The sequence below is a fragment of the Micromonospora sp. DH13 genome (assembly GCF_020873825.1).
Taxonomy (GTDB): Bacteria; Actinomycetota; Actinomycetes; order Mycobacteriales; family Micromonosporaceae; genus Micromonospora; species Micromonospora haikouensis.
The window spans coordinates 1-12,839 of record NZ_JAHWGR010000066.1; the positions used below are offsets into that span (position 1 = coordinate 1).

General features: G+C 69.0%; 9 protein-coding genes and 1 pseudogene. 5 read left to right on the forward strand and 5 right to left on the reverse strand.

Annotation, left to right across the window (positions count from 1 at the left end; translation table 11 throughout):
* The 3 genes and pseudogenes from LPA42_RS32800 to LPA42_RS32810 form a co-directional block, all read left to right on the forward strand.
* Window positions 1-588: pseudogene (locus tag LPA42_RS32800) on the forward strand (fibronectin type III domain-containing protein); the annotation flags it as partial.
* A gap of 17 nt (window positions 589-605) precedes the next feature.
* The gene (locus LPA42_RS32805) at window positions 606-2,282 is read left to right on the forward strand and encodes a cellulose binding domain-containing protein (protein ID WP_077936337.1); all 1,677 of its coding nucleotides are present in this window, start codon (window positions 606-608) and stop codon (window positions 2,280-2,282) included.
* 114 nt (window positions 2,283-2,396) lie between these two features.
* Window positions 2,397-2,918: a hypothetical protein gene (locus LPA42_RS32810; RefSeq protein ID WP_077936336.1), complete on the forward strand. Its 522-nt coding sequence runs from the start codon at window positions 2,397-2,399 to the stop codon at window positions 2,916-2,918.
* 186 nt (window positions 2,919-3,104) lie between these two features.
* On the opposite strand, the gene LPA42_RS32815 is transcribed toward LPA42_RS32810, so the two are convergent.
* The 4 genes from LPA42_RS32815 to LPA42_RS32830 all read right to left on the reverse strand — a co-directional run bounded on the left by LPA42_RS32815 (window position 3,105) and on the right by LPA42_RS32830 (window position 8,275).
* Complete coding sequence (locus tag LPA42_RS32815; protein WP_144082554.1) at window positions 3,105-5,165, reverse strand: NACHT domain-containing protein; 2,061 nt, start codon at window positions 5,163-5,165, stop codon at window positions 3,105-3,107.
* Window positions 5,166-5,167: 2 nt separating this feature from the next.
* The gene (locus tag LPA42_RS32820) at window positions 5,168-5,953 is read right to left on the reverse strand and encodes a hypothetical protein (protein ID WP_228987110.1); all 786 of its coding nucleotides are present in this window, start codon (window positions 5,951-5,953) and stop codon (window positions 5,168-5,170) included.
* A gap of 368 nt (window positions 5,954-6,321) precedes the next feature.
* Window positions 6,322-7,368 (reverse strand): DUF4236 domain-containing protein, encoded by a 1,047-nt coding sequence (locus LPA42_RS32825; protein ID WP_158229380.1) that lies wholly within the window; start codon window positions 7,366-7,368, stop codon window positions 6,322-6,324.
* A 226-nt stretch (window positions 7,369-7,594) separates the two neighbouring features.
* On the reverse strand, window positions 7,595-8,275 hold the full coding sequence (locus LPA42_RS32830) for a helix-turn-helix domain-containing protein (protein ID WP_077936333.1): 681 nt from the start codon (window positions 8,273-8,275) through the stop codon (window positions 7,595-7,597).
* A 184-nt stretch (window positions 8,276-8,459) separates the two neighbouring features.
* On the opposite strand from LPA42_RS32830, the gene LPA42_RS32835 reads away from it, so the two are divergent.
* Window positions 8,460-8,810: a hypothetical protein gene (locus tag LPA42_RS32835; RefSeq protein WP_144082552.1), complete on the forward strand. Its 351-nt coding sequence runs from the start codon at window positions 8,460-8,462 to the stop codon at window positions 8,808-8,810.
* Between the two features lie 432 nt (window positions 8,811-9,242).
* Here the strand turns inward: LPA42_RS32835 and LPA42_RS32840 are convergent, their stop codons facing one another.
* Window positions 9,243-10,475: an IS256 family transposase gene (locus tag LPA42_RS32840; RefSeq protein WP_228987111.1), complete on the reverse strand. Its 1,233-nt coding sequence runs from the start codon at window positions 10,473-10,475 to the stop codon at window positions 9,243-9,245.
* A gap of 503 nt (window positions 10,476-10,978) precedes the next feature.
* On the opposite strand from LPA42_RS32840, the gene LPA42_RS32845 reads away from it, so the two are divergent.
* Window positions 10,979-12,839: hypothetical protein (locus LPA42_RS32845; RefSeq protein ID WP_144082855.1), on the forward strand; the 1,861-nt coding region annotated here is incomplete at its 3' end.

Consider the following 12,839-nt stretch of genomic DNA (forward strand, 5'->3'; position numbering starts at 1 on the left):
ACCCTGACCTGGACGGCCTCCACCCCCGGTTGCTGCGCCATCGAGGCCTACGTCATCGAGTACGCCCCACCGTTCACCGACGCGATCCCGCTGACGATGGTCGGGAACGTCACCACGGCCACGATCAGGCTCTCGCCGACCAACGAGTACCGCATCAGGGTGTCCGCCAGGGACACGACGGGACACACCTCCCCCTGGTCGAACCGGATCGTCGTGATGACCCCGGCCACGGACACCGGCCCGGACACCCTGCCACCGACCGCTCCGGCGAACCTGATCGTCCAGGACGGGACGCTGTCCTGGACCGCGTCCACCGACGACGTCGGGGTGACCGGCTACCACGTCTACCGGTTCGACGGCTGGTACACCTCCACGCTGGTCGGCATCGCCACGTCGACGACGTACCCGCTGCCCCCGCCGTCCACGTCGGGGCTGCGCAACCTCTTCTACGTACGCGCCAGGGACGCGGCGGGCAACCTGTCGATCGCGACCAACACGGTCGACCCGTACGGGCCGACGCCGTCGCCGACGCCGGGCCCCGGCTGCGCCAGCTTCACGCTCAACGGCGCGTCCTGCGCCACCGACTGACGAGAGAGGAGCAGCCCGTGTACGGGGGCTCTCTGTTCCGCCGCCTGTGGCCGGCCTTCGTGGCCGCCGCCGCCCTGCCGGTCGCGGTGCTGGGTGTGGGCCTGGCCACCACACCCGCGGCCGGTGCCGGCACCGTGTCGATGCTGGCCAGCAGCGTCCCGCCACCGACCCCGCCCAGCACACCGGCGCCACCGGCGCCGCCCACGCTGCTCACGGCCACCAGCGTGACCTCGACGTCGGTCACCCTGAGCTGGACCGCCTCCGTCACCGGCTGCTGCGCCATCACCAACTACACCATCATGTATCCCGAGCCGTTCAGCGACGTCATCCCGACCACGACGGTCGGAAACGTCACCACGGCCACGATCAACATCTCGCCGACCCACCAGTACAACATCAGGGTCGCGGCCAGGGACTCGGCCGGACACACCTCCCCCTGGTCGAACCAGATCATCGTGGTGGCTCCGGCCACCGACAGCGGCCCGGACACCGTGCCACCGGGCTCGCCGACGAACCTGACCAACCGGAACGGCACGCTGAACTGGACGGCCGCGCCGGACAACGTCGGCGTCACCGGTTACCACGTCTACAAGTTCGACGGCTGGTACACCTCCACGCTGCTCGGCACCGCCACGTCGACGACGTACCAGCTGCCGCCGTCGGCCACGACGGGACCCGGCCCGCGCATCCAGTTCTACGTACGCGCCAGGGACGCCGCGGGCAACCTGTCGGCCGCGTCCAACACGGTCGACGCCACCAGCTCGACGCCACCGGCCGACCTCCCGCCGACCGCGCCGAGGGACCTGGCGGTCAGCCGGGTCACGTCGACGTCGGCCACCCTGACCTGGACTGCGGCCGAGCCCGGCTGCTGCGACGTCACCGGGTACACGATCGGATACTTCCAGGCGTTCTACGACCTGGGGGAAACCGTCCGGATCGGCAACGTCACCACGGCCACGATCACCCTCAAGCCGGCCACGCAGTATCTCGTCGTCGTGAGCGCCAGCGACTCGGGCGGGCACAGTTCGCCGTCGTCGAACTCGCTCACCATCGTCACCCCGGCAACCGACACCGGCCCCGACACCGTGCCGCCGAGCGCCCCCGGGACGCTGACCGTCACCGACGTGACCACCACGTCCGCCAAGCTGAACTGGACGCCCTCGACGGACAACGTCGGGGTGACCGGCTACAACGTCTACCGCTGGGACGGGGTCTTCTACTCGACGCTGGTGGCGACCGTGCCGGGCACCAGCTACCAGCTGTCGCTCGCGCCGTCCGTGCCGAACCGCTACTACGTACGGGCCCGGGACGCGGCGGGCAACGTGTCGATCGCGACCAACGAGGTACGGGTCAACCCGACCACTCCACCACCCGACCCCACCTGCGCGGTGACCTACCAGAAGCAGTCGGAATGGCCCGGTGGATTCATCGCCGACGTCACGATCAAGAACACCACCACGACCGCCGTCGACGGCTGGACCCTGGCCTTCACGTTCCCGGGTGACCAGCGGATCACCACGCTCTGGAGCGCCACCTACACCCAGGCCGGCTCCGCCGTCACGATCCGCAACGCCAGTTGGAACGGCACGCTCGCGGCCGGCGCGAGCGTCTCGTTCGGCTTCCAGGGTTCGTGGAGCGACAGCAACGCGGTGCCCACGGGCTTCTCCCTCAACGGCACACCCTGCCGGTCCTGACGACGCCGGATGTCGCCGGTCGCCGGGGACCGGCGATCCCGCGCCTCGCCCGCGGCAGGTGCTCGGGCGAGGCGCGGGATCGCGCCTTCGAGGACGTGGACGGGATCCGGTTCCGTGGACTCCACCACCGAAAGGACATCGCTGACCTCGCCGCGCGCGAATGGCCGCGCGGCACCGGGCCTGGCCTTCTTCGTCCTGCTGACGGCGATGTCGGTGCTTCCGGTGAACATCCATCTGCCGGCACTGCCCGACATCGCTCACACGTTCGGGGCCCAGCTTCGCCCTGGTCAACCGCTGCGCGGCCTCCACCCCGTCGCGTTCTTCGCCGTCTGCGTCTTCGTGGGAATCGGAAACGGCCTGACCACCCCCGTCGTGAACCTGGGGGTCATGTCCGACCACCCGAGCCGCGCCGGAACCGCGACGGGCCTGTCCGCCGCGACGGCCATCGGAGGCGACGCGCTGATCTCCTCCGTCGCGGATGTCGCCCTGGGCACGTCCGGCTCGCCCCGGACGCTGCTGGCCCTGCTGCTGGCCTCGGCGTCGCTCGCCCTGGTGGCGGCGCTCTGGGCGGCAGCCGCCGACCGGGGCACCGCACCCACCCGGCCCACGCGAGATCCCCGCCGAACTGCGTGTTGACCTGATCGCCCGCCTAGCCACCGCGCGGCGGCGCACACCGACCGCCGGTGGGCTGGCGTGGCGTCGGCTACGGTGCCGCCCCGGACGCCATCACCTGGGACACACCGTCGATCACCTGCTTCGCCTCGGCCATGTTGACGCACCACCGGCTACCCCGACGAGCGCCGGGCGCACCAGGCTGAGCGGTCACCGGGGATGCTCGGCCAGCCGGTCGCGGAGCCGGGGGTGCCGGAACTGGTACGCGGCACCGACCCGCCGCAGCACGCCCCGGTCGACCGCGTCGTCGAGGAAGGCCATGGTCCGCCACGGCAGGTGCCCCCGGGCCGCGAGGACGACCCGGGCGACCGTGTACCTGGCCCAGGCACCAGCGCCGATCCAGCCGACGATGAACGCGGTCGCGGCCATTATCGGGCGGACGGTGCCGAACAGGATCGCCGGCGGTACGCCGAGCAGGATCGTCGGCGGTACGACCATCAGTCCCGCCGCGAGGTCGCCGCGCAACGTCGAGGTCGGACTGACGACGCGGGACGGATCGGCAGGCACCACGAGCTCCCGGGTCAGGTCGCGTTCTCTGCGCCGCCAGTTCAGCCGGACGAATAGGGCGGCTGCCGTCAGCAGCAGGAGCACGCCCGCCGTGATGACCAGCGGGCCGGCCCCCGGCACGGCCAGCAGGACCAGCCCCGCCAGCAGCGGTACGGCCAGCGTCGTGGTGGAGACGAGGGCGTACCAGAGGGTGGCCCTGAGCCGGCGGAAGCTCATCTTCGTGCGGTACGGGGTCTCGCTGGCGACCCAGCCCAGCCGCGTGCGGGCCCGCCGGCTCGCCCCGATCAGGCCCAGGGCCGTCCCCATCGCCAGGCCAGCGGTGAGGCTGTGCCCGAGCCCGAAGAACAGTCCGTAGAGCGCGATGAGCAGCGGGGTCCAGAGGGTTCGCTGGTGCCGGACCGCCCGGTCGAGTCGCCACCAGGCGATCTCGTGCGTGTCGGTCCGGCGCAGATGCCGGGCCAGGAAGGACAGCGCCCGTTCCACATCCTGACGGTGCCACCGTTCGTCGGAGTCCCGGCGGCTCGTCGGGGTCGGCTCGGCCGGATAGACCGCCGGCAGCAGACCGTCGATGAGATGGTCGGCGATGGCGTCCCGGTCCGGAAAACGGGCCCGGTCGCCCAGCTCCCGCGGATCGGCGACGGTGGCGGCCGGGTCGGCGGTGGCGGCCGTGGGTGTCGCCGTCGCGTAGATGGTGTGGGCCAGCCAGGCCATCAACGGCGTCCGCAGGGCCTGGGCGAGCGGGGCGTCCGGATCGTTCGCCAACTCGGCGAAGGCCCGATGCCACCGCCCGGTTCCGCCTGCGGGGGCGAGGTAGTTCCGGGCCTCGGCCAGCGTGAGTGGCAGCACCTCCACCACCGCGGCCCGGGACAACCCGCAGCCGGCGATCCGGACCGCGTCCTGGTACGGCTCGACGCGGCTGGTCACCACCAGCGGCTCTTCGGCGCCGAGGCCGTTCAGCTCGGTGAGCGCCGTGTCGAGCAGCCCGTCGCCGATCATGTCCAACCCGTCGAGGACCGGCAGCACCAGCCGACTCTCGATCAGGTGGGTGGCCATCGTCCGACGGTCGCGCGAGCGGCCCGGGGCCGGGGCCGGTCCCCCCAGGTGGGGATGATCCTGGGCCAGCCGCTGCGCCATCCACTCCCGCAGGTGCTGCTCGCCCGGGTGCCAGGTGTCGGCGGGCAGCAGCACCGGGACCGGCTGGCCGGCCAGGCGCTCCCGCAGCAGATCGCGCACGAGCCGGGTGGCCAGCACGGTCTTGCCCGCACCGGCCGTACCCAGGATCACCAATCGTCGGTGCGGCAGCCGCCGGGCCAGAAGACCGGCGAGGTCGTCCAACCCGCCGGCCGGGAGCCGATCCTCGGTGACCCCGACCGACGACCAGTCGACGTCGGCCATCGCCGAACCGGCGGCGGCGGTCACCGCCCAGCGGACCGGCAGCGGGCGGCGCAACACCTGGCTGCGCTCCTCGTCCCGCCGTCGCTCGGTCTCCACCTGTCTCGCCAGGGCCTCCAGCGCCTTCGACACCAGCACGTCGTTGGCGTGCGTGGGCGGGGCGCTCCGGTAGCTGACCTGGTTGACGATGTTGTGGTTACCGAAGGCAGCCGGCCCGTGCGTGGTGATCCCGGAGTAGCTGGCCTGGTGGACGCTGGTGCCCGGCTCGGGTGACGGTGCCACCCGGTCGGTACGGGGACGATCCTGCGCCATCGTCAGGGCCGGTGCGGGGTCGCGCCGTCGGCGGAACCGTACGTGGTGACCACGTTGCCGTTGCCGAACGCCGCCGGCCCGTGCGCCGTGATGTGCTGGAAGGTCTGACCACCAGCGGAGGACTGGTCCGGGGCGGTGGCTGGTGCGGGCTGATCCGGGGTGGCGGCTGGGATGGGCTGTTCTGCGGTGGCTGCGGCGGCGTTCTCGCCCGGCAGGTGGATCCAGGCGACGGCGTCGAAGCTCTTCTCCGGCAGGCTGGCGGTAACCCGCAGGAAGTGCTCTGGCCGCAGGTCACCATAGTGCCGGACGACATCCTGGTAGAGCCGGTCCGACACGATCAGTGCCACCTGCGCGTCGGGAAACCGCCGCAGGGCGGCCTTGAGCTGCGGCGAGTCGACCAGCCGGCAGACCGTGACGACGGCCTCGCCGGGAAAGCCGTTCCCGCCGTCCAGGTGGACCAGACCCTCGTGGACGCCGATCCGCAGCCGGATGCGTGCCTCCGGGGCCAGGCCATGGTTGTGCTCGCGGAGCAACCGGTCGACGGTCGGTGCCAGCCGGGTCACGACCGTCCGCTCGCTGGTGCCCTGCGGCAGGATTGCGAGCTGCCCATCGCCGCTCGGCTGGACCAGCCAGCCGTCCGGGCACAGGCCCAGCTCCTCCCGGGCCTGCTGCATGATCCTCGGCAGGGCCTGCTGGACGCGCCACTGGAGCACGTTGTCCCGCCCGCTGTACCGCTCCACGTCCACGGTGAGGACGAGGTGCCGGCTCGGGTCCGCGATGTCAGACACCCATTTCACCCTCCGCTGGGCACACCGGTCAGTCGCTTCGTTTCTACCACCCCGGAGCGAAGCGAATCCCCGCACAGTGAGGCTTTTTCACCGTGATGGCCTGGTCATGATGGGCGCGGAGGAGAGCTGGTGTCGACATAGGACGAGGTTCCCGGTGAAACAGCAGTCGACCAGGTGCGATGCCCCCACCGGAAGCCTCGCCATGGTGGCTTACCCCATCCATGGTCGCGCTGTCCAGCCGCACCCTGAGTTTCCCCCGCTTTGATGGAGCGGTTTCCTGCCAGCCAAGATCGGTTCCACGCTCATGCCGCGCCCAAGGCCGGCGACGTTGTTGGTCGTCGTCCCGCAGCATCCCAGTATCCCTGCGGCTACCGCATCCGGCCGATTGCTTCGGCGAGTGCGGCCGCAACGTCAGGTCGGGAGAAGTCCCAGACCATCAGCAGTCCGTCTGGGCTGGTGACGGTCAGCCTTCCATACAGCATGACCGGCAGTTGTCTGTTGTTCTTGAAGCGGCGATCCGGGCCGCCGGACTTGTTGGTGTACTGCCAGGTTGTCCCAACACACTCGGCGTCGGTTGGCGGCGTATCCGACTCGATGAACCGTTGGGCCTGCGCATGGGCGTTCACCGCAGCGTACGGGAGGCCGGCGTATCGGTGACCATGGCGGACGATCACCCGGTCCGGCAGGAAGTACAAAGAGCGATCTCTTCCATGCAGGCTCGGTACGGCGATGTTCGTCACGAGCATGGGCGGACCAACCAGATCTACCGAGGCTGGGCTGCGGCGGTTCAGGGCTGCGGCTCCGGCGTTGACTTTCCGTTGATATGGAGTGTTGAGGGCACCTTCGGCTTCGACGTGCCAGACGCGCTGCACACGGCTGACGAAGCTGCTGCTCGTGGTGAAGCGCTCGTAGTTGACCGCCGGTACGTCGTCTACCTGGTAGAAGACGACGACTGATCGCCGCGCAAGGTCGCGCTGCCGCAGCCACCACACTGCGGGTAGGCCGGGCACGAGCAGTAGGAGCCCGAATGGTGCCGAGATTAGAGCCAGGAGTGCGACGGCGGCAGCGGCCCACGGCCACAGCAGGTGCCGTTGGGCTGCAGTCTGGATCTGACCGATCAGATCGGAGGGATGTGCTGCAACCAGCTGCTGTACCGGCGTACCGGACAACTCCTGCATGACGATCCCGTCGTTGCGGGTCGCTGGCAGCATCGACGGCGGCGATCCGGGGAAGGTTGGGGTGGGTGCCCGGCCGCCGAAGTAGGTCGTGCCGAGACCGGCAACGCGGACGTAGTTGCCGCGAGGCCCAGTGCCGACACGGAACCCTGGGACGCCAGCGGATACGCCGACGCCAGCTGGCGACAGGTTGAACCTAAAGGGGCCCGCTTTGAGGCTGGTCCGCAGGTAAAAACCCATGAGTACCCTCGCGTCGTCGCTGACAATGCGGGAAACGATAGGTCTTCGTACCCGGCGAGATAACCGGACTATCGGATATGAGGAAGCACTGAACGGACAGACCCACATGAAAGACGGCAAGATCAGATAAGCTATCAGGCCGCCGACGGGCATGGCCGGGGAAGCCTTGCCATACCGCGCGACATGGAGCTCGTGCCAGCAGCCCCTCACCGCTTGCCCGGCAGGCTTACGCGTGGTGATCCGGAGTGTCGAGAATCAGCAGGAACCGGGCTTCGGTGTTGCCGTCGGCGAGCGTGAGCGTTTCGTCCAGAGCCGCTTGTGTGGTCATCGTCGGTGGCGGTGTGGACGTGTGGTGGTGTTCCCAGCCGGAAACCGTCTCGGGTGCCACCCCGAGGTGGCGGGCGAAGTCATCGACGGTCATCCGGAGCGCCTCGCGTAACGCGCGGGTCTCCTGTCCGGTCCACCGGCCGACGACCAACGTCCCGCACCCATAGTCAGCCGTCGCCGCGTGAGTGGCCCGGGTGGCGGTCCGGCCGGCGCGCCGCTGGCGTTCCTCGTCCCGCGCCTGCGCCCGCTGGGCGTTGAAGTCCCGTACCAGTGCAGCCATCTGGTCGAACGCCGTGAGCAGCGCCCCTTGTGCATCGACCGCCCGGTCGGCGTCCTGCCAGAACCGACGAACGCTGGTGTCCCGGCCGATCTCGGCGTTGGCTACCGAACTGCGGGAGTAACAGATGCTCTTGGCGAGCTGCATCTGCGTCAGCCCCTGCTCGGCACGCCACGCGGCCAACCGCCGACCGAGGTCCCTACGCGCCTCGGCCACCTGCTGCTGACTGATCAGCCCCGGCAAGCGCAGACCCGACGAACTCCGACCGTCCACGGCCGGCTGCGTGACCCGCACATTCGTCATCGGTGCCGCCGGTCCGAAAGCCGGGGCACCTGGCAAAGGCTTGCCGTAGTCGACGGCACACTCGGTACAGCCGCGAGACGATCCCGCGCGGCATCCGACGGTTCGATCTTCCTAACCGGTTCGACCTGGGCACGTCCGGGATCGACGCCAGCCCTCCCGCGCAGAGCATGTGATAGTCGCGGGCGTGAACTTTCCGCTGGAAACACTGTCCGACGCCGTGCTGGCCCGGGCCCAGACGTGGGCACGGCTAGGCATGACATGGCACACCCGACCGATCGAGCCGAACCACGGCAAACCGATCGTCATCAGTGAGTTCGAGTCCCCGTCATGGCTCGCCGCGATAACGATCTGGAGCACCGGCGAGGCCGAACTAGAGACAGTCCGCGTGGCCGACGAACGGATCGTCAACAAGCACTACGACCTGACCACCCCCGACGACCTCGAACTACTACTCGACGAACTCGTCGCCCTCCTCATCGACGACCGCATCCCCGCAACAGCAGTCATTGCCCACCACCCACCGGCACCAGCCTGAAACCAGCAATCGAAGACACCCGCCGGCCGGAGCGCCAGGTGCACCGATGTAGGCCCCGGTCCACGCGGGCACGGAACGGTCCAACGGCTCCCGAGCACCCACCGAGACACCGAACCACCGACAGGAACACCAAAAGGCCCTGACCCAGGGTGAAACCCCAGGTCAGAGCCTTTTCGGTGGTGCGCCGCCAGGGACTCGAACCCCGAACCCGCGGTCCTCGACCATCACGACCTTGGACTTGTCATCGGCTGTCAGAACTTGGCGTTGAACTGCGCAAACACCGCAGTCGGGTAAGCACCACTTGTCACAGCTGGCCAACCGTTGGCAGGGGTTTCCGGGGGGTAAATGGGGGCAATCACGGTCGCCATCCCCGACGGGGGTTTCCAGGGTAAACGGGGCACGGAACCGTTGTCGCGACGTCGCGCGGCCCGATCAGGCGCACCCTAGTACTGCAACGGCAGTAGGCGAATCATCTTCGGGTTGGGTTCGTTGGCCAGCTCGTGACGGACGTTGGTATCGATCGTTGGCATGCGGTGTTGGACCAGCTTCATGCTCGGGGGATCGGGGGCGGGCGGCCTGCCGGAACCGGGCGTGGAGGCTTTCGATGATGTTGGTGGTGTAGAGGACCTTGCGGACCTCGTGGTCGTAGTCGAGGAACGGCACGAACTGCGGCCGCGAGGTCCGCCACAACCGGATCACGGCCCGGTACTGGTCGCCGAACTCGGCGGCGAACGCCTCGAAACGAGCCTCCGCAGCCGTCACGGTGGGAGCGGTGTAGATCTCTCGCAACGCCGGGGTGATCTTCTGCCAGTCCTTGCGGTTGGTGTAGCGCAGACTGGCTCGGACGAGGTGGACGAGGCACTGCTGGTGCACCGCCTGCGGCCACACCTGTTCGATGGCGTCGGTCATGCCCTTCAACCCGTCGGAGCAGACCATGAACACGTCCTCGACACCTCGGTTGCGGAGTTCGGTGAGGTAGCCGGCCCACTGCTTGGCGCCCTCACCGCCGCCGGCCCACATGCCCAGCACGTCGCGTTCCCCGTCGAGGCTGATCCCGACCACCACGTAGACGGGCCGGTTCGCGACCTGCCCCTGCCGGATCTTCATCACCAGGGCGTCGATGAACACCACCGGATACACCCGGTCCAGAGGCCGCTGCCGCCAGGCCTCCATGTCGGCCAGGACACTGTCGGTGACCCGGCTGATCAACTCCCGGGACACCTCGGCGTCATACACATCCGCCAGATGCGCCGAGATCTCCCCGGTCGTCAACCCTTTCGCATACAGCGACAGGATCGCCTCGTTGAACCCGTCCAAGCAGCGGGCGTGCTTCGGCACGATCCTCGGGGTGAACGACCCGGCCCGGTCCCGAGGAACCTGGATCCGCACCGGCCCGACCTCGGTCTGCACCATCTTGGCTCCGTGGTCGTTACGGATGTTGGCCCGCCGGCCCGTCGTCTCATCGACACCGGCCTCGTCGAGATGGGCGTCCAGTTCCGCGTCGAGGGCCGATTCGAGCACCGTCCGGGTGATCCCGGCCAGGAGTCCACCCGGCCCGACCAACGACACCCCGTCGGCCTTGGCCCGCTCGACCAGCTGCTGCGCGAACTCCACCTCCGCCGCCGAGGGCTGCGGAAGTGGAGCAGCGTTCTTCTTGTCTGCCATGACGTGGTCCTTCCCGGACAGGATCAACGTCCTGTCCAACGGACCACACCCAGGCCAAAAACGGAAAACTACGCAGTCCCGACAGCCGCCCACGAGAATCGGCGGAATGAGGCCCGATTACCGCTCGCGTCCTTAAGGGACTGGGTGGCTTTCGTTAGGCATGCTGGTTGGTGGGAGACGGCATGAGGGGGCGCTGTGGCTGGTGCGGGGAAGTTGGCGGCCGGGTCGGGTGCGGCGTTCGCTGTCGGGGCGGCGGCGGGGGTGGTGGGCAACAATCTCGGTGAGGGGCCGTGGTTCTGGGTGGGGTTTGTGGTGTTGGCGGTGGTGGGGTCGGGGCTGTCGGCGTGGTTGACCTACCGTGGCGCTGCCGGCGGCGCTGAATCTGGCGTTGTCCATACGGGTGACAACAGGATCGACAGGGTGGTGGGTGGTGGGTCCGGGCCGACGATCGGTGTCAACTATGGCGAGGCTCGTGGCGGCAGTGCCGACCGGGGAGCTGTGTGATGGTGGGGTTCGGTCGACGGGTGCCGGAGCGGATTGGTTCGGTGCAGGGTGGGGGTTCCGGGCCGACGATCGGGGTGAATCACGGGACGGTCGCGGGCACGGTCCTGGCAGGCAATGCGACGGGCTTGGCCGATGTAGTTCTTGATCCGTCGCTGATTCCGCTTGAGCTTGGCCTGACAGTCAATGATGAGCCGGTGGGCGGGTTCACGGGGCGTGGATGGCTGGTGAAGAAGATCGACGCGCGGATCGCGCAGGTCGCTGCCCGTCCGGTTGGTGGTTACGTGTTGGTGGAGGCGGAGGCGGGGCTGGGTAAGAGCGCATTGGCGACGTATCTAGCGTTTTCACCGACGCGCCGTTGGCCGGCGCATTTCTCGCGTCAGTCGACCAACCCAGAGGCTGCGCGGGCGAACCTCGCCGCTCAAATCATCTATGCATACACGCCTACCGACTTCCCGGACAGGTTGTGTGGGCTGCCGGGTAACTACACCGCCCCCGCCTGGTTCGCTCAGCGGCTGATGACGATTCAGGCGCAGCGGCGTGCGCGTGGTGAAGTGTCGCCTCTGGTGATCCTGATCGACGGGTTGGACGAGGCGCCCACGCCGTCGGCGGGTGAGGTCGCGTTCGGGCTGCCCCGGACTCTGCCGCCGGGGGTGGTGGTGGTGGCCACTACCCGTCCGGGGCATCCCTTGCCGGCTGGGGCGAGGGTGGAGCGGATCGATGTCACGGGGCAGGCGAACCTTGATGATCTGCGCGAGCATGTCACCTTCCGTGCTCGCAGTGACCGCGCGTTGGCAGGCCAGCTCGCTGCCAGCAACGTCTCTCCGGAGGCGTTCACGCGGGGGTTGTTGGCCGCTGCTGGCGGGGTGTGGATCTATGCGTTGCTGGTGATGGATCAGGTCCGCGATGGTGATCTGCCTGCTGACCGTCTCAGCGCTCTGCCGGCGGGGTTGGCGGGGTACTACAGCGAGAACCTGCGGCGGATTCGGGAGCTGGCCCCGGACCGATGGGACGGCGTTGTGCTGCCGGCGCTGGGCACCCTGGCGGCGGTCACCGAGCCGGTGACGAGTACCACGCTCGCCCTCTGGGCTGGGAATCTACCCCTGGGTTCGGTGCAGGATGTCCTCGACGGCCCGTTACGGCCGTTTCTCGCCCACACGAGAGGGGATCGTGAGGCGGCTGATCCGACTGGTTGGTACCGGCTGCGGCACCAGAGTCTGCGGGACTTCCTGACCGGGCGAGAGATTGGCCACGAGGACCACACGGTGGTGCAGCAGTCGGCGCGCTGCGCCCAGGCGACCCGGCAGGCCCACGGGAGGATCCTGGCCTGCATCACCCCCACTCTGGACGAGTTGGGCGTCCGACGCTGGGAGGACGCCAGCAGCTACGCCCTGGCACATCTGGCCGACCACGCCGCTGCGGCGGGAGAAATCGACCGCCTGGCGCTGGACCCCGGCTATCTTTTGTGGACTCCACTGCCACCGCTGCTGCGCACGAGAAGCACAGTCACCGACCCGCAAGCCCGCCGGGCAATCGACGCACGAGAATTGATGGGTGACTTAAGCGCCCTGACCTCCGACGAGCGGCTGCACTGGTTGCACGTGTGGGCGGTGAAATGCCGAGGCACCACGCTCGCCGCGGCCTGCGCCGCCCAGTTCCACCCTGATGCTCCACGCGCCGACGGTGTGATCTGGAGGAGAGCCACCCACACCCAACTCCACGGCCACACCGACGTGGTGTACGCGGTGGGGACGTGGACCCGGCCGGACGGCACCATCCTGCTCGTCACCGCCGGCGGCGACAGGGTAGTGCGGCTGTGGGACCCCAACAGCCTGCAACCCGCCGGCGAGCTCCACGGCCACA